This window comes from Streptomyces sp. NPDC046977, from assembly GCF_040644455.1.
In the GTDB taxonomy this organism is placed as follows: Bacteria; Actinomycetota; Actinomycetes; order Streptomycetales; family Streptomycetaceae; genus Actinacidiphila.
The window spans coordinates 24,914-48,960 of record NZ_JBEYWO010000029.1 but is presented as its reverse complement, the minus strand read 5'-3'; the positions used below and the strand labels follow the sequence as shown (position 1 = coordinate 48,960).

Annotated in this window: 23 protein-coding genes; 12 read left to right on the top strand and 11 right to left on the bottom strand. The window is 72.3% G+C overall.

Going from position 1 to position 24,047, the window contains the following annotated elements:
- Positions 1-51 precede the first annotated feature (51 nt).
- Together ABZ883_RS33585 and ABZ883_RS33580 are read right to left on the bottom strand one after the other, a co-directional pair.
- Complete coding sequence (locus ABZ883_RS33585) at positions 52-636, bottom strand: DUF309 domain-containing protein (RefSeq protein ID WP_360912990.1); 585 nt, start codon at positions 634-636, stop codon at positions 52-54.
- Between the two features lie 71 nt (positions 637-707).
- Positions 708-1,472, bottom strand: coding sequence for an alpha/beta hydrolase (locus ABZ883_RS33580; RefSeq protein WP_360912988.1), 765 nt, complete (start codon positions 1,470-1,472; stop codon positions 708-710).
- Positions 1,473-1,781: 309 nt separating this feature from the next.
- On the opposite strand from ABZ883_RS33580, the gene ABZ883_RS33575 reads away from it, so the two are divergent.
- The 4 genes from ABZ883_RS33575 (at position 1,782) to ABZ883_RS33560 (ending at position 7,269) form a co-directional block, all read left to right on the top strand.
- The gene (locus ABZ883_RS33575) at positions 1,782-2,105 is read left to right on the top strand and encodes a CATRA system-associated protein (protein WP_360912986.1); all 324 of its coding nucleotides are present in this window, start codon (positions 1,782-1,784) and stop codon (positions 2,103-2,105) included.
- 37 nt (positions 2,106-2,142) lie between these two features.
- Positions 2,143-3,693 (top strand): CATRA conflict system CASPASE/TPR repeat-associated protein, encoded by a 1,551-nt coding sequence (locus ABZ883_RS33570; protein ID WP_360912984.1) that lies wholly within the window; start codon positions 2,143-2,145, stop codon positions 3,691-3,693.
- 79 nt (positions 3,694-3,772) lie between these two features.
- Complete coding sequence (locus ABZ883_RS33565; protein ID WP_360912982.1) at positions 3,773-6,451, top strand: CHAT domain-containing protein; 2,679 nt, start codon at positions 3,773-3,775, stop codon at positions 6,449-6,451.
- 50 nt (positions 6,452-6,501) lie between these two features.
- Positions 6,502-7,269, top strand: coding sequence for an NUDIX hydrolase (locus ABZ883_RS33560; RefSeq protein WP_360912980.1), 768 nt, complete (start codon positions 6,502-6,504; stop codon positions 7,267-7,269).
- 21 nt (positions 7,270-7,290) lie between these two features.
- Here ABZ883_RS33560 and ABZ883_RS33555 read toward each other — a convergent pair whose 3' ends face one another.
- Positions 7,291-7,722, bottom strand: coding sequence for a response regulator (locus tag ABZ883_RS33555; protein WP_360912979.1), 432 nt, complete (start codon positions 7,720-7,722; stop codon positions 7,291-7,293).
- The gene (locus ABZ883_RS33550) at positions 7,719-8,078 is read right to left on the bottom strand and encodes a hypothetical protein (RefSeq protein ID WP_360912977.1); all 360 of its coding nucleotides are present in this window, start codon (positions 8,076-8,078) and stop codon (positions 7,719-7,721) included. The genes ABZ883_RS33555 and ABZ883_RS33550 overlap by 4 nt, the downstream gene beginning before the upstream one ends.
- A gap of 150 nt (positions 8,079-8,228) precedes the next feature.
- Here ABZ883_RS33550 and ABZ883_RS33545 point away from each other — a divergent pair, with 150 nt between their 5' ends.
- The gene (locus ABZ883_RS33545; RefSeq protein WP_360912975.1) at positions 8,229-8,762 is read left to right on the top strand and encodes a GNAT family N-acetyltransferase; all 534 of its coding nucleotides are present in this window, start codon (positions 8,229-8,231) and stop codon (positions 8,760-8,762) included.
- A gap of 69 nt (positions 8,763-8,831) precedes the next feature.
- Here the strand turns inward: ABZ883_RS33545 and ABZ883_RS33540 are convergent, their stop codons facing one another.
- Positions 8,832-9,839, bottom strand: a complete 1,008-nt coding sequence (locus ABZ883_RS33540; protein ID WP_360912974.1) for an RIO1 family regulatory kinase/ATPase — start codon at positions 9,837-9,839, stop codon at positions 8,832-8,834.
- Positions 9,840-10,210: 371 nt separating this feature from the next.
- Here ABZ883_RS33540 and ABZ883_RS33535 point away from each other — a divergent pair, with 371 nt between their 5' ends.
- Positions 10,211-10,693, top strand: a complete 483-nt coding sequence (locus ABZ883_RS33535; protein ID WP_360912971.1) for a DUF6328 family protein — start codon at positions 10,211-10,213, stop codon at positions 10,691-10,693.
- A 90-nt stretch (positions 10,694-10,783) separates the two neighbouring features.
- Positions 10,784-11,344 (top strand): hemerythrin domain-containing protein, encoded by a 561-nt coding sequence (locus ABZ883_RS33530; protein ID WP_360912970.1) that lies wholly within the window; start codon positions 10,784-10,786, stop codon positions 11,342-11,344.
- Between the two features lie 22 nt (positions 11,345-11,366).
- On the opposite strand, the gene ABZ883_RS33525 is transcribed toward ABZ883_RS33530, so the two are convergent.
- Together ABZ883_RS33525 and ABZ883_RS33520 are read right to left on the bottom strand one after the other, a co-directional pair.
- Positions 11,367-11,999, bottom strand: coding sequence for a UdgX family uracil-DNA binding protein (locus ABZ883_RS33525; RefSeq protein ID WP_360912968.1), 633 nt, complete (start codon positions 11,997-11,999; stop codon positions 11,367-11,369).
- A 318-nt stretch (positions 12,000-12,317) separates the two neighbouring features.
- Entirely contained in the window at positions 12,318-12,521 is a 204-nt protein-coding gene (locus ABZ883_RS33520) for a cold-shock protein (protein ID WP_319662387.1), read from the bottom strand.
- A gap of 297 nt (positions 12,522-12,818) precedes the next feature.
- On the opposite strand from ABZ883_RS33520, the gene ABZ883_RS33515 reads away from it, so the two are divergent.
- Positions 12,819-14,876, top strand: coding sequence for a serine/threonine-protein kinase (locus ABZ883_RS33515; protein WP_360912966.1), 2,058 nt, complete (start codon positions 12,819-12,821; stop codon positions 14,874-14,876).
- Positions 14,877-14,889: 13 nt separating this feature from the next.
- Here the strand turns inward: ABZ883_RS33515 and ABZ883_RS33510 are convergent, their stop codons facing one another.
- Positions 14,890-15,420, bottom strand: coding sequence for a YbhB/YbcL family Raf kinase inhibitor-like protein (locus tag ABZ883_RS33510; RefSeq protein WP_360912964.1), 531 nt, complete (start codon positions 15,418-15,420; stop codon positions 14,890-14,892).
- A 272-nt stretch (positions 15,421-15,692) separates the two neighbouring features.
- Here ABZ883_RS33510 and ABZ883_RS33505 point away from each other — a divergent pair, with 272 nt between their 5' ends.
- On the top strand, positions 15,693-18,827 hold the full coding sequence (locus ABZ883_RS33505; protein ID WP_360912962.1) for a carbohydrate-binding protein: 3,135 nt from the start codon (positions 15,693-15,695) through the stop codon (positions 18,825-18,827).
- A gap of 81 nt (positions 18,828-18,908) precedes the next feature.
- Here the strand turns inward: ABZ883_RS33505 and ABZ883_RS33500 are convergent, their stop codons facing one another.
- Positions 18,909-19,730 (bottom strand): SDR family NAD(P)-dependent oxidoreductase, encoded by an 822-nt coding sequence (locus tag ABZ883_RS33500; protein WP_360912960.1) that lies wholly within the window; start codon positions 19,728-19,730, stop codon positions 18,909-18,911.
- A 193-nt stretch (positions 19,731-19,923) separates the two neighbouring features.
- Between ABZ883_RS33500 and ABZ883_RS33495 the strand changes: the two genes are divergently transcribed.
- The gene (locus ABZ883_RS33495) at positions 19,924-20,814 is read left to right on the top strand and encodes a helix-turn-helix transcriptional regulator (RefSeq protein ID WP_360912958.1); all 891 of its coding nucleotides are present in this window, start codon (positions 19,924-19,926) and stop codon (positions 20,812-20,814) included.
- Between the two features lie 35 nt (positions 20,815-20,849).
- Here the strand turns inward: ABZ883_RS33495 and ABZ883_RS33490 are convergent, their stop codons facing one another.
- The gene (locus ABZ883_RS33490; RefSeq protein ID WP_360912956.1) at positions 20,850-21,617 is read right to left on the bottom strand and encodes an SDR family oxidoreductase; all 768 of its coding nucleotides are present in this window, start codon (positions 21,615-21,617) and stop codon (positions 20,850-20,852) included.
- Between the two features lie 63 nt (positions 21,618-21,680).
- Complete coding sequence (locus ABZ883_RS33485) at positions 21,681-22,589, bottom strand: NmrA family NAD(P)-binding protein (RefSeq protein ID WP_360912955.1); 909 nt, start codon at positions 22,587-22,589, stop codon at positions 21,681-21,683.
- 119 nt (positions 22,590-22,708) lie between these two features.
- Here ABZ883_RS33485 and ABZ883_RS33480 point away from each other — a divergent pair, with 119 nt between their 5' ends.
- Together ABZ883_RS33480 and ABZ883_RS33475 are read left to right on the top strand one after the other, a co-directional pair.
- On the top strand, positions 22,709-23,272 hold the full coding sequence (locus tag ABZ883_RS33480) for a helix-turn-helix domain-containing protein (RefSeq protein WP_360912953.1): 564 nt from the start codon (positions 22,709-22,711) through the stop codon (positions 23,270-23,272).
- 38 nt (positions 23,273-23,310) lie between these two features.
- On the top strand, positions 23,311-23,970 hold the full coding sequence (locus tag ABZ883_RS33475; protein WP_360912951.1) for an MSMEG_1061 family FMN-dependent PPOX-type flavoprotein: 660 nt from the start codon (positions 23,311-23,313) through the stop codon (positions 23,968-23,970).
- The last annotated feature ends 77 nt before the right edge of the window (positions 23,971-24,047 follow it).

Here is a 24,047-nt window from a genome sequence, read left to right as displayed (position 1 = left end):
CTACTCCCCCGCCCTCACCCGGCGTTGGGCAACGTACCGACCCCTGGCACCTCAGCTCAAGCGCGGGGACGGCTGCGTGCGGTGCTCGTCCGCGGCCCGTGCCCGGGCCCACGTCACCAGCGCGTCGACGTCGACGCCGTGGGGTGCCGTGCCGGCGTAAGGACTGAGCCCGTCGGCCGCCCTGGACAGCAGGGCCGTGGCCCCCTTGGCGTTCCCGCGCGCGGCGTGCGTCAGGCCCACCGCGAGCTGGGCGAGTGCGCGCCACAGGGCCCGTTCCTCGCGCGGCGCGGCCTTCCACATGTCCTCCAGGACCTCGTGGGCGTGGAACGGCCGGCCGGCGTCGAGCAGCCGTTGCGCCTCCACGAGGGTCTCCTCCGGGGTGCGGGGCACTCCCTCCGGTTGCCGGGCGACCCCTTCGGCGCCGTACGGCAGGGGCCTGCCGAGACCGTCCCTCGGCCGGGCGTTGCGTGCCCGGCCGGCGCTGTCGCGGTCGCGGTCGGCCGCGTCCCCGAGGCGTACGCCGCAGTGCTCGCAGACGGCGCTGCCCGGCCGTTCACGGACCCGGCCGCACTCGGGGCACACCAGGTGCAGCATGCAGGCGGGCTCACCGCCCTGGCGCCACGGCTCATCACTCATGAGCCCATTGTCGCGCGGTCCGCCCGCAGTGCGGCACCCGGCCGGCGGGCCGGGCGCCGCGACCGCGTTCGTCAGGCGGGCGAGGGGACCGTCCGGCCGAAGTGCCGGGCGAAGAAGCGGACCGCGCTGTCGGCCTCGAAGCGGGGCAGTTCCTTGTGCCGTCCCGCGTTGGCGTGCAACGTCTTCTCCTTCGAGGCGAAGGCGTCGAACAGCGCGAGACCGGCCTCGCGCGGGATGTGCTCGTCGTCCCACTGCAGGGCGAACTCGACGGGGACGGTGATCCGCCTCGCGTGCGCGGCCAGGGCATCGGGCCAGTGCTGGCCGAAGACCGCGGCCGTGACACGGGGTTCGGCGGCCACGAACGGGACTCCGATCGCGGTGCCCATGTTGATCCCGTAGAAGCCGACGGGCCCGTCCGCGCCGATCTCGGGAAGTGCCTGGAGGGCGTCCAGGGTTGCCCGCCATTCGGGGACGGCGAGATCGGCCAGGTGGGCGTTGTAGCGGACGACGACCGGCCCTTCCGGTTCGCCCGCCGCCCTGGCCCGGTACAGCTCGGCGATCTCCGCCTCGTCGTGGGCCGTGCGCGGCCGGTCGCCGTGACCGGGCGCGTCGATGACGGCGACGTGGAAGCCGCAGCCGCGCACCAGGAGCCGGGCGCGGCCCGACATCGCCGCGTGCTTCTTGTGGGTGCCCCCGCCGTGGCCCATGAGGATCAAGGGTGCGCGGTCGGCGCCGGAAACCGGCGACCAGAGGACTCCGGGGACGTCGCCCACGGTGAAGTCCCGCTCGCGCATGCCGTCGGACAGGACGTCGGCGGTGAACTGGGGAGAATGCACAGGTGTTGCCTTTCGGGAGTGCCTTGGTGTCGAGGCGCTCCCGGCGACGCCTGCGTCAGTCGCCGGCCATGACGGGAAGGGGGAGCACCCATGCCGATACAGCGTTCACGGGTCTCACCTCCTCGGGCGGTGTCACGGTCAACTGCACGGTAGCAGGCCGGGCCTGGTCCGCTCCACCGCCTTTCCGGCAGCAAGTGCACTGCCCTTGCGGGGAATTCCGAGCCGCGGACGACCACGGAACGCTACCCTGGGGATCTCGTTCAGTGACCGGACGCAGTGCGGCAACGGGGGCCCTCGGTGGATGCAGACGTGACGCGACGCGTCGTCAACCGCTTACGGGCGCTCGACGACTGGTTCCTGTCGGCCGAGGGCTGGCTCGACGTGGGAAGATTGCTCGGGGAACTGGACGCGGCGGTCGCCGCCGACTCCGCGGGCGCGGTCGACGAGGCTCTCACCGGGTTGCAGGCGCTGGAGTCCGCCTACCGCGCCCAGGCCCTGCCGGGCGCGCGCAAGACCCTCATCCCGCCGGACCGGCGCGAGCAGCGCAACGTCCTGGTCGGCAGGCTCACCCTCGACCTGGACGGCCCCGGGCGGCGGGGCGGCACGACGGACACGACACCCTCCGCCGACTGAGCGTCTCCCGCCCCCGCCCGGAAGCAGGTAACGCCTGGTGCACGGCATCGTGAAACCGTCGCTGATCATCACCTGCTTCGTGCCGGCCGTCCCGGAGCCGGGGGAGGCCGCGCCCCTCGACCACCTCGCTCGCCTGTGGGACGCGTGCGGCCGGCTCGGGATGACCTCGGCGTTCGGCGGCCTGCCGCTGCCCGACCGGCCCTTCCCCGATCCGCCCGCCCCCGCGGCGGAGTTCACCGTCCTGGCCGCGGCGGCACGGGACGACGCCTCCTCCGGACTGCACGCCGCCTTCTTGTTCGCCGAGCACGACGTGCTCGGGCTGGTGGCCCTCCTCGCGCCCAACGACCTGGCTGCCGGACTGCCGCAGTGGACCACCCTGCTCGAAACGTGGACGGCCGCCGCCACCGGGGCAGGTGTCACCGGGCCGCCGCCCGACGGGATCCTGGGCGAGTTCCGGGTGTTCACCGCCCTGTACCGGAACGAATCGCCCCGCTCCCGCCAGTCGATGGCCGAACTGGTCCGCCGCCATGCGCCGTTGCCCGGCGCGAGCGATGACAGCTGGTGGCGTGGGCACGACGCGACGGAGCACGGGTTCTCGGTCTGGCGCACCGGCCGGGGAGATCCGCGGGACGCTCTGGCGCACTTCTGCGTGCTGGCCCCGATGCGGGCGGAGCGCGCACTGGACGAGTGGGCCTGGGCGGCGGAGGGCGAGAGCGGCCTGCGCCCGCTGACCCACTATCTGATGCACGCCTCCAAGGCGGGCTACGAGGCCCGCCGGTACGAGGAGTACGTCTCCGGCGAGCCCCTCCACGCGCGCCGCGCCCGCAGCGACCGGGAGGCGCTCGCGCTCCTGCGGGCCCTGGAACCCAGTGCGTCCGGCAAACCGGTGAGTCTGCGCGCCGTCCTGGCCGCGGCCGCCGTGCTCGACCGGACCCAGCTCGGGCCGCAGGGCGCGCTGTGGACGATCACCCGCCACCGGGAGCTGGCCCGCACGGTGGCCATCGCGATCGCGAACATGCGCCTTCACACGCCCCGGCTGCGCCGCGTCGGGGAGGGGAGTTCCTGGCCCGCGCGCGACCTGGCCGCCGCCGACGCTCTCATCACCCAGATCGAGAACGACCAGGAGTACCTCACGGCCGCCCGCGAACGGGCCGAGGCGGCACGCGCGGCGGCCACCGCGGTCACCGACCGGGCGCTCAACGAGTACCGGAACCGGCTGAGCCTGGTGCAGACCTCGGTCCTGGGCTCCGTGCTCACCGCGCTGACCGTGGTGCAGACCCTCGGCTACCGCCTCCCGCTCCCCCACGCCGCCCAGTCACCGACGATCCTCGTCCTCGCGGCCGTGGCGCTCTTCCTGCCGCTGGCCGTGCTCAGGCAGGCCGCGATCCCGGCGGTCGCCCTCCCCTACCGCTGGATCGACACGCTCGCCTCGGGCCTGCTCGGATCCTCCCTGTGCTGGCTGGCGCTGACGGCCTGGAGCATCCAGCACGGCGACGGCCTGCTGCCGGCCGTCGTGACGGCGCCCGTCTGCGTCGCGGTGGGGCTGGCCGCGGCCCTCGTCCACCGCCGGGCGGAGCGGCGCGGCTGAGCCCCCGGCCGTCCGCCCGCGCCGCCGACCACTGCCCGTCCTCAGACCCGTCCTCACAGAAACGGGAGCCGCAGACGCCATGACCCAGTCGACGAGCCCACAGCCGGAAGGCTCCTCCCCCACGGTCGCCGCGATCCTCTCCCTCATCGACGAACTGGACGTCGAGGACCTCGTCCTCCGTTTCGACGTCGACTTCGACGTCCCCATGCGCCAGGAGGACGCCTTGCGCCTCCTGCGGCTGACCGGGGTCCTCGACCGGTCGCGGCAGGGCGACGTCGGGGACACCGCGCGCCGGGTGGGCGCCCACTGGTGCGAGATGGTCCGCGCAGACGTGGCGTACCGGCTCTTCTCCGGCCTCCAGCTGATCAAGGCCTCGCGCGCCGACGCCCAGTGGCTCCACGATCTCCACCGCCGCGGCGGCCTGCCCGCCGACGACCCGTTCGCCCCCTACGCGCTCGCCCGGTGGTTCGACGCGGAGGGGCGGATCCGGTACCGGCTGGGCAGCTTCACCTCCGCCCGGATCTCCTTCGGCACCGCCGTCGACATCGCGCGGGAGGCGGGCCTGTGGTGGGCCCTGCCGGATCTGCGCGGCAACTGCGAGCGGGCCCGGTTCGAGGAGCAGGGGCAGCCCGCACGGGACGGCGGGAAGGGTTCGGCCGCCGCCGGGTTCGTCGCGGAACTGGAGGCGGCGGTCGGTGAGATCGAGGACCTGGCGCGGCAGCACGGCGTCGATGTCGCCGCACCTCCCGTGCCCGGCACTCCGGCCCGCCACCGCGAGTTCCTCCGGGGCTACTCCAACGCACTGCACAATCTGGCCGTCGCGCTACGGGAGGCCGGGCGACCGGACCGGTCGCTGGAGGTGACCGCGCGGTCCCTGGCGATCTCCCAGGGGCTCGGGGACGCCTACCGGATCGCGCAGTCGCGCACCAACCAGGTGCTGTGCGACCCGGACAACGCCCGGTCGCACTTCGAGGAACTGCTGACCCTGCCCTGGGAACGCGGGAAGGCCATCGCCCGGCAGAACCTCGCCCTCCGCGACGGCGGCGCCTCCGGGCTGGCGGAACTGGGACGGCTGCTCGACGAGGCGGAACGGTACGACTCCGTGGACGGGCACCACGCCGGTCTCGACGTCGACTTCTACGCCTACACCGTGCGGGGTTACCAGCGGACCGCCGCGTCCCTTCCACCCGGCAGCCGTCCGGACGACGTCCTGGCGCGACGGCTGCGCCTTGCGCGTTCGGTCCGGTCGGCCATCGCCCTGCCCGCCTACAAACGGGCGTACGCCCGCCACATGCGGCCGGCATTCCTCCACGCGATCGCCGACGCCGTCGTCCGCGGCGACGGCTCCCAGGCGGACCACGAGAAGATCCTCTCCCTGGTCGAGGAGTCCTCCGGCCGTGAACTGCTGGACCTGCTCGGCTCCTCGCGCCCCTCGTCCCCCGGGCCGCCCGCCCACCGCATCGCCGGAGCCCCGTCGCCCGCGCCCTCCGGCGGCGGACCGAGGGTGCGCGGCGCGCTCCAGCCCGCTTCGCCCGAGCTGGCGCGAGCATTGCGCGAGGTGCTGGCGGAACGCGAGCGGGAGTACGAAGAGCGCTTCCTGGAGGCCCCGTTGACGTCTGTCGCCCACGACGAGGATGTCGCGCACCGTCTCGTGCAGTACACACTGAACCACCCGGGCTCCTGCGTGGTGCGCTACTTCCGCTACGCCGCCCCCGACGTCACCGGGCCCAGCGCCGCGGCGGTGCCCGACTCGCTCGGCATCATGGTCTGCCGGGACGGACGCCTGACCACCGTGCCGGGCATCCCCTACGAGAACGTGACCGGCCTGGCCGGCCAGGTGTGGGCGGACATCTCCGATCCCGCGTCCCCGTGGCCCTCCGAACAGACCTGCCGCCGGATGTGGGACCTGCTCGTCGCGCCCGTGTGGGACCGCGTCGGCGACGGCGACGCCACGACCCACCTCACCCTGATCCCCACCGACCACCTCTTCGCCGTACCGCTGCACGTCGCGGTCGGCCCCGGCGACGCGCGGCCGCTGGCGGCGCGCGTCCCGCTCTCCCATTCCGTCAGCGTGGCCGCCTTCGTCACCCAGGGCAGGCATCTGCTCAAGCGACAGCTCATGGAGGACGACGACGACCTGGCGGCCCTGCTGTCCACCGACTCCGACGCCTCGGGCCGTGAACTCGTCGGCACCGGGTGGCGCCGCGAGCATGTCGTGGTGGCCGGAGTGCCTCCCGAGGGCCTGGAGTTCGCCCGGCCGGCGCACGCCGCGGACTGGGACGGTCTCGGCGCCCTCGTCGCCCGCGAGCCGGAGTTCTTCGTGTACGCGGGCCACGGCACCTACCTGGACGGGCCGGAGGCCGCCGGCCCGCTGCTCCACCTCGGCGGCCAGGACGTGCTCACCCAGTTCGACCTCGCCCTGCACCTGAACCTGCCCCGCAACAAGCTGACCGTCCTCGGTGCCTGCGTGGCGGGACAGGGCATGCGCTCCGACGGGGGCGACGTGCTGGGCTTCATGCGCTCCCTCGTCATCAGCGGCGCCGGAGCCGTGTACCTGCCGCTGTGGTACGTCCTGGACACCGCGATGGTCGGGACCGTCCGCGCGCTGCTCGCCGGGAGCCGACAGGCCCTGGGGGACGCGGATGCCGCACCCTTCGACGTCGTCCAGGCCCTCCACGAGCACTACGTCTCCGTCGCGCTCGACTATCCGGACCTGGCCGGCCGGATCCAGCACATGCCCCTGGCCCTGTATCTGTGAGACGTATCTGTGGGACCCCGACACGGCACGACGAGAGACGAGGCGGGCACATGACGGACACCGGCGGCGAGGACCAGCGGGCCCGGGAGCGCAGGGAAGCACGGCTGACCGCCTACGCCGCCCTGCGGGAGCTGCGGCCGGAGCTCTTCGTCAACCCTCCGGGAGCCGCGTACGAGATCCTGCTCGACCGAGGGGACCAGGACCGCGTGGCCCGCGAAGTGGGCGAACTGGCGGTCGCCTTCGGCTTCCCCGAGGAGTGCGCGGACATCGGCGTCGTCTACCGGGACCCGTACGTCTGCCTGGTCCGCGACGCCGTGCGCTTCCGCTCCGGGCGCGTCAACACCTACATCCGCTTCGTGTCCGGGGCGGAGGGAGGAGGCGCCGCCGTCCTGCCCGTCCTGGACGACGGCAGGATCGTCCTGCTCCACCACTTCCGGCACGCCGACCGGGACTGGCACTGGGAGATCCCGCGCGGTTTCGGCGAGCCGGGCGAGGGCGGTGCCACGACGGCGCGCCGCGAACTGCTGGAGGAACTGGGCGGCGACATCACGGAGATGGTCCGTCTGGGCGAGTACAGCGCCGACACGGGGTTGCACAGCGGCCGCGACCAGCTCTACCTGGCGCGGCTCGCCTCGTCCTCGTTCTCCGGCAGCCTCGGCCCCGACGCCCACGAGGAGGGGATCGACGCCCTGCGGGCGCTGTCCCCCGACGAGATGCGCGCCATGCTCGCCGAGGGCCGCATCCACGACGGCTTCACCCTGGCGGCCTGGAGCCTGGCCACCGCCCGCGGGCTGCTTGACGCGGCGGGCGGCGCCTGACCGGCACGGCGGTCTCCGGCGCTACGCCCGGGGCAGTCGGGTGACGGTGTCGAGGTAGAAGGCGTCGATGCTCTGCACGGCCCGTTCGAAGTCGTCGAGGTTGACGGGCTTGGTGACGTAGGCGTTCGCGTGCCGGCGGTAGGCGGCGGTGACGTCGTCGGGCGCCGCGGAGGTCGTCAGGACCACCACCGGGATGGTCCGCAGGTCCTCGTCGGCCTTGATGACGGACAGGAGTTCGCGGCCGTTCATGCGCGGCATGTTCAGATCCAGCACGATCAGGTCCGGCCGCGGGTTGGCCGGGTCGCGCAGGTACTCCAGTGCCGCGGCGCCGTCCTGGGCCTTGCCCAGACGGCGGGGGCCGCGCGCGGTGAGGGCGTCCTCGATGAGCATCACGTCGGCGATGTCGTCCTCGACCAGCAGTACGTCGTGGGGGCGAACGGGGGCGAGCGTCATCGGGGGCTCCGGGAGTCGGGCGTTGCCGTGTGCGAGGAGGTGTTCAGCCCCGGCCAGCGGCGACGGGCGCCCTGCCGGGTCATGTTGGACGCCCTGCCGATCTGCGGATAGCCGGCGCCCGCGTCGGCCGCCTCGTGGGCGGCGGTCTCCTCGAGACGCTCGACGGCCTGCCGCAGGTGGATGAGCATGTGCAGGTGCGCCAGGGCCTCCGCCTGGGCCGGCGCCTGCTCGCCCCGGCCGGGAAGCGGCTGAAAGGCACGACGGACCAGATCGCGGACGAGGTCGTCGACCGCGCTCGTGGCGAGAGCGGCGATCTCCTCCTCACTCATCCGCAGCGAGAAGTGAATGCCGGGCATGCCCACACAGTAGGCGACACCGGTATCGATGGACAACATCGGTTGTCAGGGGGCGCCGAGGGGCGTATACGCGGCAGCGCCGTCTGCATGGCGCTGACCGGGTGCCGTGCCGGTCGCCGTCGCTCCCCCGCCGTTCGGGACAATGAGCCCATGACCGAGATCCAGACCCCCCGCCTGCTCCTGCGCCGCTGGCACGACGACGACCTGGTCCCCATGGCCGAGATCAACTCCGACCCGGGCGTGATGCGCTGGGTCGGCGACGGCTCCGTGCGCGACCTGGAACAGACGGCGGAGGCCGTGGAGCGGTGGGAGGAGGAGTGGGACGAGGAGGGCTTCGGCCTCTTCGCGGTCGAGCTGCTCGCCTCGGGCGAACTGGCCGGGTTCACCGGCCTGACCCTGCCGGAGTTCCTGCCGGAGGTGATGCCCGAGGTGTCCGTCTGCTGGCGGCTGGGCCGGCAGTTCTGGGGTCAGGGCTATGCGTCGGAGGCCGCCCACGCCGCGGTGGAGTTCGCGCTCCAGGACCGGGGCCTGGAACGCCTCCTCGGCATCGCCCGGATCGGTGACACCGCCTCGGAGAACGTGATGGGCAAACTCGGCATGACGCCGCAACGCGAGACCACCCACCCCGAGTACGGCTTCCCCTTGCGTATCCACGCCATCGACCTCACCGAGTTCCAGGCCTGACACGCGGCGCCCGCGCCGACCCGGACCCGGGCAGGGGTCCGGGCCGGCGCGCCTTGCCGCCGTGGGCGCTCAGTCGAGCCGCGCGTCGAAGGCCAGCGCCCGCGCCAGTTCCCCGACACGCCGTTCCGCCAGCCCTCGGGAGACGAACCAGGCGCCGACATTGCGGACGTCCCGCTCCAGGAAGGAGCGGCCCCGCGGGTTGGCGACGACATCGACGATCTGAGGCACGTCGATGACGACCAGACGCCCCTGGTGGACCAGGATGTTGTAGGCGGAGAGGTCGCCGTGCGCGTAGCCGTCGCGCGCGAGCAGCGACAGGCTGCGGCCGAGCTGCTCCCACAGGTCGTCCAGATCGGCCTCCTGCGGGCGGATCTGGGCCAGGCGCGGAGCGGCCGTCCCCGACGGGTCCCCGATGAACTCCATCAGGATCTCGGTCCCGAGGATCTGCACGGGGTAGGGCACGGCCACCCCCGTCGACCACAGCCGGGACAGCGCCGCGAACTCGGCACCGGCCCACTGACCGGCGATGGCCTCCTTGCCGAAGGCCGTGCGCTTGGCCATGGCCCGGCTGACCCGGGACTCCTTGTGGCTGCGCCCCTCCAGGTATCCGGAGTCGCGGTGGAACATGCGGTGCTGCCCGTCGCGGTAGCGCTTGGCGGCCATCAGGGTGCGGCGGTCGGTTCCGGGCACCGACCGCTCGATCAGGAAGACGTCGGCCTCCTTGCCCGTCTTGACGATGCCGAGCTCGGTGTCGACGGCGGCCAGGTCCGTCACCACCCACGAGGGGCGCGGCTCGGGGCCTTTCTCGGTCGGGGTCGACTGGTCCCAGGTGGACCAGCGGTCGCCCTGGACAGGCCCGTCGGGGGACGCGGTGGCGTCATGGCCGTAGATGTCCTCGTCGCCCTCGGCGAAGGCGTCGGCGGTGCTGTCGGCACCCTCGGCTGCGACGGGCCACCGCTCCGCGTACTCGGGGAAGGCCCCCTCGAACGCGGCTTCGTCGTCACGGCCGTTGCGTCGGTTCTTGCCCTTGGGGCGGATACGGGCGAAGGACTCGCCGTCGGCAAAGCGCTCACGCACTGTGGTGATCTCCTGGGGGAAGGACCCACCGGAGAGCGCGTCAGCGAACGCGCGGTGTCAGCCGGTGGGAAGGCAACGAGGGAAGGCGTCTGGCGCGCACACGCGGGCGCGCCGCATCACGGCGGCAACCACGAGAACGCACCCCCTCTCTCTCGTCACGACCGGGCGGCTCTCCGCGCCCGGCACTCCAGGATCGTCAGGATCCTAGCGGCCACCTCACACCGCGCAACCGATTTATTTCCGGCCCGCATGTGTGCGCCCTTGACGTGCCCGACCCGATCGGGCCTCCTCCACGCTGCCGGCGGTGCGGCGGGGTTCGGGGGTACACGCAAGCCCGGAAGCACGTCACCGGTCGATGGGGAGGACACCGCATGGGCTCCGAAGGCACGAAGGGGCGCGACGAGACGCGGGAGGAGCGCGCCGACCGGCAGTGGGGCGAGCTCATCCAGGAGGTGCGTGTCGCGCAGACGGGGGTGCAGATCCTCTTCGGCTTCCTGCTGACCGTCGTGTTCACCCCGCACTACCCGCGGCTCGGGGACACAGAGAAGACGATCTACATCGTCACGGTCGTCCTGGGAGCCTGCGCGACGGGGGCGCTGATCGGCCCGGTGTCCTTCCACCGCCTGGTGTCGGGGCGGCGCATCAAGCCCGAAGCCGTCCGCTGGGCGGCGCGGCTCACGTTCGCCGGGCTGGTCCTGCTGCTGGCCACCATGACCTCGGCCCTTCTCCTCGTGCTGCGGGTGGCCACCCACGACGCGTTCGTGCCCTGGCTGGTGGCGGCGGTCCTGCTCTGGTACCTGCTGTGCTGGTTCGTGCTCCCGCTCTGGGCCCGGATCCGGCTCGCCGCGGACTGAGGCCCACGGCAGTGACGCACGCGTACCCGCCACGAGACCGGGCAGCCGACAGTGAGGAAGCCTTCGTCTCCGTCCGGAAAGGAGATCGTGATGGGACACGGCGGCAACGTCATCGCAGAGCTCACGGCGGACCACCGCGAAGTCGAGGAGTACTTCATCCGCCTCCGGGCCCTCCCCCTCGGCGACAAGCAGCGCCGCGACGTGCTCGACGACCTGACCATCGAGCTCGTGCGGCACTCGGTCGCCGAGGAGATGTACCTGTATCCGGCCGTCCGCGAGCACGTCCCCGGCGGCGGGCCGATGGCCGACAAGGAGATCCAGGAGCACGCCGAGGTCGAACGGGTCCTGAAGGACCTGGAGGACGTCGACGTGGACGACGCGCGGTTCGACGCCCTGGTGCTCAAGCTGATCACCGACGTCACGGAGCATGTGCGCGAGGAGGAGCAGCAGCTCTTCCCCGGTCTGGCCCGGGCCTGCACCTCCGAACGGCTCATGGAACTGGGAGACCAGGTCCGCCGGGCCAAGAAGGTCGCGCCCACCAGGCCGCACCCGAGCGCGCCGGACACCCCTCCGGCCAACAAGCTCCTCGCCCCCGGCGCGGGCCTCGTCGACCGGGTCCGGGACTTCGTCAGCGGGCGCGGCACGTCCTGACCGGCCCCGGTCGGACCGTCTGTCAGGACAGGCGGGCGGCCACGATCCGCAGGTCGGCCACCAGCCCCTGGAACATCGCCTCCCGGTCCTCGCCGGCGCGCAGTACCGCCGCCGGATGGACCGTCGCGAGGAGGCGCGCGCCGTCGAGCGGGACACCCGGCGTCAGCAGCTCGCCGCGTTGGCGGGTGACCCGGAACTCCGGTCCCATCAGCGCTTTGGCGGCGGTGGCGCCGAGGGCCACCACGATGTCGGGGGCGATCAGTTCGAGCTCGGCGGTCAGCCACGGACGGCATGCGGAGACCTCGCGCAGGGTCGGCTGCTTGTGGATGCGCCGCTTGCCGCGCTCCTGCACGGTGAACTTGAAGTGCTTGACGGCGCTGGTCACGTAGACCTCGCCGGGATCGATCCCGGCCTCCGCCAGCGCACGGTCCAGGACCTTCCCGGCGGGACCGACGAAGGGCCGCCCCTGACGGTCCTCCTGGTCCCCCGGCTGCTCCCCCACCAGCACCGCGCGCGCCGACGGCTCACCCCGTCCGAAGACGGTCTGCGTGGCGTCGGCGTACAACGGGCAGCCACGGCACCCCGCCGCCGCGCGCCGCAGTCCCGTCAGGTCGGCGCCGCGGGGAACATAGGGGCCCGCGTCGTATTCGGCCATGATGGGCGCCTACCCGGCACGACCCGCGCAAACTCCCTCGTCGGACCGGGCTCCAGCCCTGAGCCGGCGGGCCGTGAGGTGCCGCACCGTCACCCGTCGGGCCGATGACAAGGTGACACGCCGTGCGGGAACGGGACTGGGCCCTTATGGTCGAAGAGCAGGCAGGACTGGCACTGGAACACTGCATCCACGAACGGCCGCCCCTCGTCGGGGGCGGCCGTTCGTTGTGCGGGTCCGGCCGGGGCCGGACACGCGCGTGCGGGGCCGTCTCCCGGAGGAGGCGGCCCCGCACGAAGTTCTCGCCCGGAGGGGCAGGAGTCAGCCGCGGACGATGTTCTCCGCCTGCGGGCCCTTCTGTCCCTGCGTCACGTCGAAGGTGACCTGCTCACCCTCGACGAGCTCGCGATAGCCGTTGCCGGAGATGTTGGAGTAGTGGGCGAAGACGTCCGGCCCACCTCCGTCCTGAGCGATGAAGCCGAAGCCCTTCTCCGAGTTGAACCACTTCACGACGCCTGATGCCACTGTGTTCGTCCCTCACATCATGCTGATGCGACGCACCCGATGGGTACGCCGGCGGATCCCGTATGGGGTCCTGGTATCTACTTACCCGATGATCCAGTTCCTCCGCCACCAAATACGCCGCGTCGCGTCCCACACACGTAGGGAAACGGGCGAAACGGGTGGTCGTCCGCCGTCCCGGCGGGCGGTACGGGGGTCACGGCGGCCGCGGCCGGAGCCGGCCGGAGGCGGTCCACTAGCATGCCCTGGTCCGGCTTCCGAGTCCGGTGGCAGGGCGGGGGTGACCGGGTGGGGGTTGGCGTGGGGCGCGTTCTGGCGGGCCGGTACGAGTTGCGGGCCGAGTTGGGTCGGGGCGGGATGGGCGAGGTCTGGTCCGCCCGTGACCGGGTGATCGGCCGCGACGTCGCGGTGAAACTGCTCCGGTCGCACGCGACGGGTGACGACGCGGCGCAGCTGTTCTTCCGTGAGGCGCGGACGGCCGGCGCGCTCAACCATCCCGGTGTGGTCACCGTCTTCGATCTGGGCCAGGACGCGGACGGGACGCTGCTGCTGGTGATGGAGCTGGTCAAGGGGCGCAATCTCCGGCAGGTGCTGAACGAGGCCGGGACGCCTTCGATCGCCGAGGCCGTCGCATGGGCGGCGCTGATCGCCGACGCGCTGGCGGCCGCGCATGAGGCGGGCATCGTCCATCGCGATCTGAAGCCCGCCAATGTGATGCTGACCGCGTCCGGGGGCGTGAAAGTCCTGGACTTCGGCATCGCCCGCCACGTGGACACCGGCACGCTGTCCGGCACCCGGATCATGGGGACCTTGGCGTACATGCCGCCGGAGCGGTTCGACAAGGGCCGCCAGGACGCCCGGGGCGACCTGTACTCGCTCGGGTGCGTTCTGCACGAGCTCCTCACGGGCAGCAGCCCTTTCGGCGACCTGTCGACGAGTGCGCTGATGTTCGCCCAGGTGCACCGGGAGCCGGCGGCGCCCAGTGCCCGGCGGCCGGAGGTCCCCGCGGTCCTCGACGAGCTGATCGCGCGACTGCTGGCGAAGAAGCCCGAGGACAGGCCCGCTTCCGCCGCCGAGGTGCGTGACCGGCTTCGCGCCATGACGCCCTCCGGGGCCGCGGCATCGACGGCGGTGCCGGTGAAGGACCCCGCACGGACGGCGCCGGTGACCGAGGTGGACCGGGGCGCCGGCGCGGTGTCCGCCGACACGGAGGACCCGCCGGATCGCCCGTCGGGCCGTCGCGCGCGCCGGCTCGTGACGGCGTGTGCCGCGCTGCTCCTGACGGTGGGTGCGGGCGTGGGAGTGGCCGCCTGGGTCGCGGGAGGTGACCACGGCAGGGGCGACCGTCACGACACAGTGGGCACCGGGAAGAAGAAGCCGCAGGTGAAGCAGGTATGGGCCGTCAGCCTCGGGGAGAAGGTTTCGGCCAGACCCGTGGTGGCCGGCGGCACGGTCTACGCCGGGGGTGAGGACGGCACGGTGTACGCGCTGGACGCGGCCACCGGCCGGACGAAGTGGACGTACGGCGCCGGAAGCTGGAAGGACGCGTCCCCCGCGGTGGACGGCGGCACCGTGTACGCCGGCGGCAAGGACGGCAGCCTGTACGCGCTCGACGCGGCGACCGGCCGGCTGAGGTGGAAGTCCTTCACCCCCTTCGGGGTCCGGTCCACGCCGGCGGTGGCCGACGGTGCCGTGTACTTCGCGACCGACGACGGTGAGGTCCACGCGGTGGACGCCGTCACCGGCAAGGAGAAGTGGGCCTACCGGACCGGCGCGAAGATCATGTCCTCGCCAGCGGTGGCCGGCGGCGCCGTCTACATCGGCAGCTACGACTACCGCCTGTACGCGCTGGACGCGGCCACGGGCCGGAGGAAGTGGACGTACGACACCCGGAGTTACCTCGACGCCACCCCCACCGTCGCCGACGGCACCGTGTACATGTACAGCGATTTCCGCCACACCACGTACGCGCTCCGGGCCGACACCGGTCAGCCGAGGTGGACGAACAACGGCGTCCACGTACAGGCGGGCGCGGGCGGCGTGATGTTCGGCTGGGCCGCCGGAGCGGTCGACGACACGGGGACCGCCGGGAAGTTCACGGCGGTCGACGCGGCCGACGGCGGCAAGCGGTGGCTCGTCAGGCTCACGGACGACGCCTTCGCGACGGGCTCCGCGGCGGCCGGCGACACCGTGTACGCCGGCGACGGCAAGCTGTACGCGGTGGACGCGGCGTCGGGCAAGGTCCGCTGGTCCTACGCCGCGGGCAGCCAGGTCACTTCGGCACCGGCCGTGGCGGACGGTGTCGTCTACGTGGCGGGGGACGACGAGAAGATGTACGCGCTGACCGCCGGGGACTGACCCCGCGCTCCGTTCACGGCCGCTCGAAGGTGCCGTGCATCATGGCCCTGGCGATGGCGTGGTCGAACAGAAGGAAGTCCATGTAGGCGGGGGTCGTTGTCGCGGAGATCTCCAGCCGTTCGACGTCGACGGCGTGCACGACGAGGAAGTAGCGGTCCGGGCCGTTGCCCGGAGGCGTCGCCGGGCCGAGGTATCTCCGGTGTCCCGCGTCGTTCAGCAGCGTCATCGCGCCACCGGGCAGATCCCCGCCGTCACCGGCCCCGGCCGGGAGAGCGGTCACGGAGGCGGGCAGCCCGGCCACGGCCCAGTGCCAGAAGCCCGAGGCAGTGGGGACGTCGGGGTCGAACATCGCCACCGTGAAGCTGCGCGTCTCCTCGGGGAAGCCGGACCAGCTCAACTGGGGCGAGACATCCTCCCCGCCCGCTCCCAGGATGCCACTCACCTGCTCGCGGGCCAGGCGCCCGCCGTCGGCAACGGACTCGGAGGTCACGGTGAACTCCGGGATCGGCGGCAGGAAATCGTAGGGGCCGTACGGTTTGATCATGGCAATCCTTCGGGAACGCCGAATCGGGCAGTCCCGACCCCTGGAAGCGGGCGGCGAAACCTGGTCAAGAACCACTATTTTACCGCCCCCTCCCATCGCCGCACGTCACAAAGGGTGTCGACCGGACGGGAACGCGCACCCCTCAGGGGGCTTCGTGTCAATCTTCCATTGATGTGCACGGATTTTGCTGCACCTGCTCGGAACCTTGCAACCCCCGGTAAGGGTCGGTACGTTCGGGTCGCCGGTTCTCCACGTTCCTGAAGGAGCTTCAGATGCGGGCGATCCCCAGACCTTCGCGCGGCACACGCCGCGCCGGGCGCAGGTTGGTGGCGATCGCTCTCGCGGCGGCCGCCGGCCTGTGCGTTTCCGCCTCGCCCGCGGGCGCCGCCGCGCACCGGGCCGACCAGGCGGCGTCGAGCACGGCCGGCGCCACCGCAGCCGGCGCGACGACCGCGTTCAGGATCTACGAGGCCGAGGCCGGCACACCGGGCGGCGGCGCGACCGTCACCTCGCTGACGTCGCCACCCACCACGCAGTACTCCAGCGCCGCCCTGGAAGCGTCCGGCCACGCCTACGCGCACCTGAGCGGCACCGGGCACTCCGTCCAGTGGACGAACACCACCGGGGCGCCCATCAGCTTCCTCAACGTCCGCGCCGCCGTCCCCGACTCCCCCTCCGGCGGCGGTACGACCGCGACACTGAACCTGTACGTCGACGGCGTCTTCCGGCAGGCCCTCAGCCTCAACTCCAAGCAGACCTGGGTGTACGAGGGCAACAACAACTACAACACCAGCGACAACCAGAACCCGGCGGACGGCAGTCCCCGGGTCTTCTGGGACGAGTCGCACGCCTTCGTCACCGGCACGCCGATCCCGGCCGGCGCCACGTTCTCGCTCCGCAAGGACGCGGCGAACAGCGCCTCCTTCTACGACGTGGACTCCGTCGACGTGGAGAATCCGCCGGCGCCGCTCGCCCAGCCGGCGAACTCGATCTCGATCACCAGTTGCGGTGCGGTCCCCGACAACACCCCGACCAACGGCGCCGCCGACAGCCAGGCGGTGGACAGCCGGGCCGCGATCCAGAACTGCATCGACCAGGCCCAGTCGCAGGGCAGGGTCCTCTGGATCCCACAGGGCACCTTCTACGTGAAGGGCACCACCGGCCTCACCGCGCGGGGCATCACCATCGCGGGCGCGGGCCTGTGGTACAGCACCGTCTACCGCGACGTCCCGGTCCCCAACAGCACACCGCTGGCAGCGCTGTTCGACGTGACCTCCTGCACGGTGCAGAACTTCCACATCGACGCCAACGCGGTCAGCCGCAGCACCATCGGCGGCGACGGCGGTGCCATGGACACCACCGGCACCAACTGGGTCGCCGACGGCATCTGGACCCAGCACACCATGTCCGGCTTCTGGGCCTCGGGCACGGGCGGCACCGTCCGCAACAGTCGGCTGACCTCGATCTGGGCGGACGGCATCAACGTCAACAACGTCTCGCTCGGCGCCGACACCGGCAACAACCTCACCGTCACGAACAACTTCGTCCGCGGCACCGGGGACGACGCCATCGCCATCAACTCGGTCCACTACAACACCAACGGCGACGGTTCCCAGACGTTCTACCAGCCGATGACCAACGTCACCGTCAGCAACAACACCTCGATCGCGCCGTGGGGCGGCAAGGGCATCGGCATCTACGGCGGCAGCGGCCACCACGTCACCGGCAACTACGTCAGCGACACCGCCCGCTACATCGGCCTGGGCGCGGGCCGGTTCGGTGTCAACGGCAGCGACCTGCTGTCCGCGACGGTCTCCGGCAACACCGTGGTCCGCTCCGGCGGCAACGCCTACAGCCAGGGGCAGCCGGCCTTCCACATCGGCAACGGCGGCGACGGGCAGAACACCGGCGTCGTCGACCATGTCACCGCCACCGGCAACACGGTCGCCGACTCGCTCTACGACGGCATCGGCTTCTCCACGTCGGCCAACACCCTGCTGCAGGACAACACCGTGACCGGCCCCGGCCGCAACGGCATCGCCGTCTCACCGCCGTTCTACCCCGCGCCGACCGGATCCGCCGCCATCACCGGCAACACCGTCACGGGCCTGCGCGCCGGGGCAACGGCCTTCGTCAACAACTCCAGCGGCTTCACCGCCACACTGAATGGCAACAACTGGGAGCCCTCCGGACCGGAAGGCCCCTACGGCGGCACTCCCGCGGCGGTGCCCGGCACCGTCCAGGCGGAGAACTACGACACCGGCGGCCAGGGCGTCGCCTACAACGTCACCAGCGTCAACGGCACCGCCAACGGCTACCGCGCCGACGGCGTCGACCTGGAGGCGACCTCGGACACCGGCGGCGGCCACAACCTCGGCTGGACCGCGGGCGGGCAGTGGTTCCGCTACACCGTCGACGTCGCCGCGGCGGGAACGTACACGGTGGGCCTGCGCGTGGCGGCACCGTCGGCGGTGACCGGGGCCCTGCACCTGTCGAATGCCTCGGGTGCCGACCTCAGCGGTGCCGTCGGCATCCCCGCCACCGGCGACTGGCAGAACTGGGCCACCACCACCGCCAGGGTGACGCTTCCGGTGGGCCGCCAAGTCCTCACCGTCCAGCAGGACAAGGGCGGCTGGAATCTCAACTCCCTCACCTTCACCGCGGCAGACGGCTCCCCTCCAGCCACGCTGTCGGCCTCCCCCACCTCGCTCGCCTTCGGCGGCCAGGAGCTGAACTCCACCAGTGCCGCGCAGTCCGTCACCGTCACCAACACCGGTGGCACCGCGGCCTCGATCTCCTCGGTCACCGCCGGCGGTGACTTCGCGCGGAGCAGCACCTGCGGCACGTCCCTCGCCGCCGGGGCCTCCTGCACCATCGGCGTCACCTTCACCCCGACGGCCACCGGCACCCGCACCGGTACGGTCACCGTCACCAGCAACGCCGCCAACAGCCCCACCACCATCGCGCTGTCGGGCACCGGAACCGGCGGCACGGGCGGCAACCTGGCCGCGGGAAGGCCGACGAGCGAGTCCAGCCACACCGACGTCTATCCCTCGTCGAACGTGACCGACGGCTCCCGGTCGACCTACTGGGAGAGCGCCAACAACGCGTTCCCGCAGTGGGTGCAGGTCGACCTCGGGACCGCCCGCAGCGTGTCGAGGATCGTGCTGCAACTGCCCGCCGGCTGGGGCGCGCGGACCCAGACCCTGTCCGTGCTGGGCGGCACCGACCCGTCCAGCCCGACCACCGTCAAGCCGTCGGCCGCGTACACCTTCGACCCGGCCGCCGACAACACCGTCACGATCACCTTCCCGGCCACCACCCAGCGCTACATCCGCCTGAACATCGGCGCCAACACCGGCTGGCCGGCCGGTCAGCTCTCGGAGTTCCAGATCTGGTCCACCTGACCGGCCGCACAACGGCTCCCTGCCCCCGGACGCGGGCCGCGTTCGGGGGCGGGGCCGTCCCGGCGCGTCAGCGGTACGGATTCAGACGCCGGCCGCCGCGGGCACGAAGGACTCCCAGCGGTCGAGCTCGGCCAGACGGGAGCGCAGCGACGCACGGATCTGCTCGACGGCGTCCGCGCCCACGGCCAGGCGCAGGGGCGGCTCGTCCATCGACGCGACGGCCATGATCGCGTCCGCCACCTTCCCGGCGTCGCCGAACGCCGACGGGGGCAGCGCGGAGAAGTCGTCGAGGAACGTCCCGACGGTCGGCGCGTACACCTCGTGCGGGGGGACGACCAGGAGGCTGGTGGCGAACTCGGTCGCGAAGATGCCGGGTTCGACGATGGTCACCTTCGCACCCGTGGGGGCGAGTTCGTGCGCGAGCGCTTCGCTGGCGAGTTCCACGGCCGCCTTGGAGGCCGAGTACAGACCGGAGGAGGCCCAGGCGAGCTGGCCGTTGAGCGAGGAGATCTGGACGATCCGGCCGCGGGACGCGCGCAGCGCCGGGAGTGCGGCGCGCAGCACGGCGAGGTTGGCCAGCACGTTGGTGTCGAAGATCGCGCGCGCGTTGTCGGCGTCGATCTGCTCGACGGGGCCGAACAGCCCGTAACCGGCGTTGTTCACCAGGACGTCCAGCCCGCCCGCCGTCCGTACGGCGTCGGCCAGCGCCTGCTCCGCGCCGGGCGCGGTGATGTCCAGCGCGAGCGTGGTGACCCGTCCCCGCGGCGCCCGGTCCGCCAAGTCGTCGAGCCGGTCACTGCGCCGGCCGACGGCGATCACGAAGGCGCCGCCGGCGAGCGCGCGCTCGGCGACCATGCGGCCGAAGCCCGAGGTCGCGCCGGTGATGAGCCAGGTCGAAGTCATGTCGGAAGCTCCCTGCGAAGGGCCGTGCGACGGGCACGGCGGCGTTGGCTGCGGGACCGGAAGTGGCGTCCCGCGCCCCAGCAAAGCGCCGGCGGAGGCCGGTGGCGGGCGGGGAACCGGCCCGCTGCTTCCTGGGATCCGGAGGGCCAGGTTCGCCGGGGCACGCCGCCCCGGCAGGAGGGACCATGGGGGCATGGACCGGAACGAAGGGCTCGGCGACTTCCTGCGCGCCCGGCGCGCGGCGATGGATCCGGAGCGACTCGGTCTGCACGACGCGGCGCCGCGGCGGGTCCCCGGGCTGCGCCGGGAGGAACTGGCGGCGCTGGCCGGTGTCAGCGTGGACTACTACACGCGCCTGGAGCAGGGCCGGCCCATCACTCCCTCGGAGTCCGTCCTCGACGCCCTGGCCAACGCCTTCCAGCTGGACCCGGCGGAACGCAGCTACCTGCACGCGGTGGCGCGTCCCCAGGCCGCCGGCACGGTCCGCCGGGCCCCACGTGCCGTGCAGAAGGTACGTCCGGGGATCCACGCGCTGCTCGCCCGGCTCGAGGACACCCCGGCCCTGGTCCTGGGGCGCCGTACCGACATCCTGGTCAGCAACCGGATGGGCCGTGCCCTGCTCGCCGACTTCGACGCGATGCCCGCCAGGGACCGCAATGCCACGCGCTGGATGGTGCTCGACGAGACGGCGCGGTCGCTCTTCGGCGACCGGTGGGAGAAAGTCGCCTCCGAGTTCGTGGGAACGCTGCGCATGGACGCCGCCCGGCACCCCGACGACCCCCGCACCGCCGAGCTGGTGGGCGAACTGTCCATGAAGAGCGAGCGTTTCCGCCGGTGGTGGGCCGCACAGAAGGTGGTGCGGTTCAGCCACCACACCAAGTACCTGCACCACCCGGTCGTCGGCCCCCTCACGCTGCGCACCGAGGCGCTGGCCTTCCCCGGTGACCCGGACCAGACCCTGCTGACGTTCCTCGCCGATCCCGGGTCGCGCTCGGACGAGGCCCTGACGGTGCTGGCCTCGTGGGCCGCCGGCCGCAGCGGTGCGGACGGCGGCGCGCCGGCCCGCGGCGTGCCGCACGACTGAGTCGTACGGCCGCCCGCGGGCCCGGCGTCTCCGCCCTACCAGTCGATGGCGGCCGGCATGAACGGCTCGTTCTCGGGCGCCTCCTTGCGGGCCTTCAGGGCCCGTTCCGCGGGAGCGCCGGCGGGCACGCGCAGGGGAGGGTCGGGCTGCTCGATCGTGTCGGCCACGACGGCGGCGACCTCCTCGGAGGTGATGACCTCGCCGCGCAGGGTGGGGAGTTGCCGGTACAGCGGGGCGTACGGGCTGTCCTCCGGGACGAACGAGCGCGCCTGCGTGACGCCGGTCGTGGCCACGGCGCCCGGCTGCACGATGCTCACCTTGACGCCGAAGTGTCCGGTCTCGATGGCCAGGGTCTCGGCCATGGCCTCCAGGGCCCATTTGCTGGCGCCGTACGGTCCGATGATCGGCAGCACAAGGCGTCCCTGGATGCTGGAGACGAAGACGAGGCGGCCGGATCGCCGCTCCCGCATCGCCGGCAGCACCCCCTGGGCCACGCGCAGTGCTCCGAGGGCGTTGAGCTGGTAGAGCCGTTCGACCTCGGCGAGCGGGGCGGTCTCCAGCGGCGCGCGCACCGTCGCGCCGGCGTTGCTGACCAGCACGTCGATCTCACCGGCGGCCTCAAGGGCCCGGTCGACGCTGTCCTGATCGGTGACGTCGAGGCGCAGGCGTTCGGCCACGGGGAGGTCGGCCAGAACCTCCGGGCGGCGGGCGGTGGCGATCACCCGGTGGCCGCGGTGCGCCAGTTCGACGGCGATGGCCCGGCCGATTCCTTGGGAAGCGCCGGTGATCAGCACGGAAGACATGCGGTTCTCCTTGTTGGTGGGTGTTGACGGGTAGTTGCGCGCGGCGCCACGGGCGCCCGCGCGTCAGGAAGCGGGCACGTAGTGGGGGCCGCTGGTGTCGAAGTCGTGCTTGTGCTCGTTGACGAACTGCTCGACGGACAGCGGGGGTCGGCCGCCGATCCGCTCGACGTTGTCGTTCGTGCCGGAGAACACGCCGTTCCGGTAGTCGACGGCGGCGTTGCTCAGGTGCTGGACGCGGTGGGCGTCCATCCCGCGTGCCGCCATGGCCGAGGCGAACTCCTCGACGCTGATCGGTTCGTAGTGCACCGGGACACCGAGGGTCCTGGTCATGACGTCGGCGATGGCGTAGTGGTCCATTTCGGCCGGACCGTGGAGGGTGAGGACGGCGCGGTCGTACGGTTCGGGGTCGAGCAGCAGGGCGGCGATCACGTACGACTGGTCAGCCGCGGCGATCGGGGCGTGGCGGCCCTCGCCGAACGGAAGCCGCAGGTGTCCCTCACCGTCGCGTACCTCCCACCACAGCGGGAGCCACTCGGCGAAGAAGGTCGGCCGGAGGTGTGCGGTGAGCAGGTCGGTCGTGTCCAGCAACCGCTCGGACATCCAGTGCTGCCGGGCGGCGTCGCTGCCCGCCTCGGGGCGGGCGGAGATCTGCGACATGCCGACCACGGACCGTACACCCGCGTCGGTCGCCGCCTTGGCGAAGCAGGTGGTCGCCTCGATCAGGCCCGGGAGAATCGGGTAGCACAGGTAGGCCCCCGTGACGCCCCGCACGGCCTCGCTCACGGTGCCGACATCGCGCAGGTCCCCCACGGCGATCTCGGCGCCGGCCTTCGCGAGCGCCCGGGAGCGCTCGTCCTCGCGGTGCACGAGGGCGCGAACGCGGTGACCGCGCTCCAGCAGCAGTTCGACCGTCCCGACCCCGGTCTTGCCGGTCGCGCCGGTGATCAGGAACAGCCTGTCGTTGTTGATCATCAGAACACCTCTCCGGCGTACCCGCCACGTGCGCCTAACAGCGCAGTTCAGTCAGTGAACTACGGTCACCGTAACACCGGCCAGTTCAGTGAGCGAACCAGTGGAGGTAAAATGCGGGTATGACGCTTCCCAGCACCTACCCGGACAGCAATTGCTCGCTGGCACGAGCGATGGAGGTCATCGGCGAACGATGGACTCTCCTCATCGTCCGCGACGCCTTCTACGGGGTGCGCCGCTTCGGGGACCTCGCGACCCAGCTGCGGATCCCCCGCGCCGTCCTCACCAGCCGGCTGAAGCTGCTCGTCAGGGAGGGTGTGCTCACCAGGGACGACGACGGGGCGGGAACCGTCGAGTACCGGCTGACGGCCAAGGGCATCGCGCTGTGGCCGATCGTGCGCGCCATGATGGCCTGGGGCGATGCCTACTACTCCCCCGCCGGCGTGAAGCGCGCCTGGCACCACGACGCGGACGGCGGGCTCCTCGACGGCGAGGGACGCTGCCAGGCATGCGGCTCTGTCGCAACGGTCCCGGACATCCGGATGGAACCCGGCCCCGGCTTCGAGGTGGCGGCCGACGCGGACCTCGATCCCGTGTCCGCCCAACTCGTCCGCCCCCGGCGGCTTCTCGAGCCGCTCGCGGCCCCCCGTGCACGCCGGACCGACGACGGCGGCGCCGCCGGCTGAACCCTGCGCCGACAGGTCCGCCCCGTAGGGTCGGGGGCATGACGCCATCCCTTGTCACCAGCGCATTCGACTCGCTCCACCTCGACGCCGTGCGCGACCAGGAAGCACTGCGCCAGGCCTACGCGCTCCCCGGTGACGCCGCCGTGCGCAAGCAGATGACCGAACTCACCGAGCAGACCAGGCGGCTGATCGCGTGCGCGTCGCTGGTCCTGGTCGCCAGCACGGACGCGGAGGGCAACTGCGACGTCTCGCCGCGCGGCGGTCCCGCCGGGTTCGTCTCCGTCCTGGACGAACGAACGGTGGCGATACCGGACGCGACCGGCAACAAGCGCCTGGACACCCTGCAGAACGTCGTCGCCACCGGCCGGGCCGGGCTGCTGTTCGTCATCCCCGGGCGCACCACCACGCTCAGGGTGAACGGCCGTGCCTGCGTCTCCACCCGCCCGGAGCTGCTGTCCCAGCTGACCGCCGTGGGCAAGCCGCCGGCCAGCGCCCTGGTGGTGGGGATCGAGGAGGTCTACCCGCACTGCCCCAAGGCTCTCCTGCGCAGCGCGGCCTGGAAGCCGGACCAGTGGCTGCCGGCGGACGCCCAGCCGACCTCGGCCGAGGTGACACTGGCCCAGTTGCGGATGCCGGAGCTGACGATCGCCGACATCGAGCGGACGGAGGCGGAATCGCTGAAGTACCGGTACGAGTGACGGTCCGGCGAGGCGCCGGGGTGGCCCCCCATGGCCGGTGCCCGCGCGGTGGTCGCGCGGGTACCGGTACCTGCGTT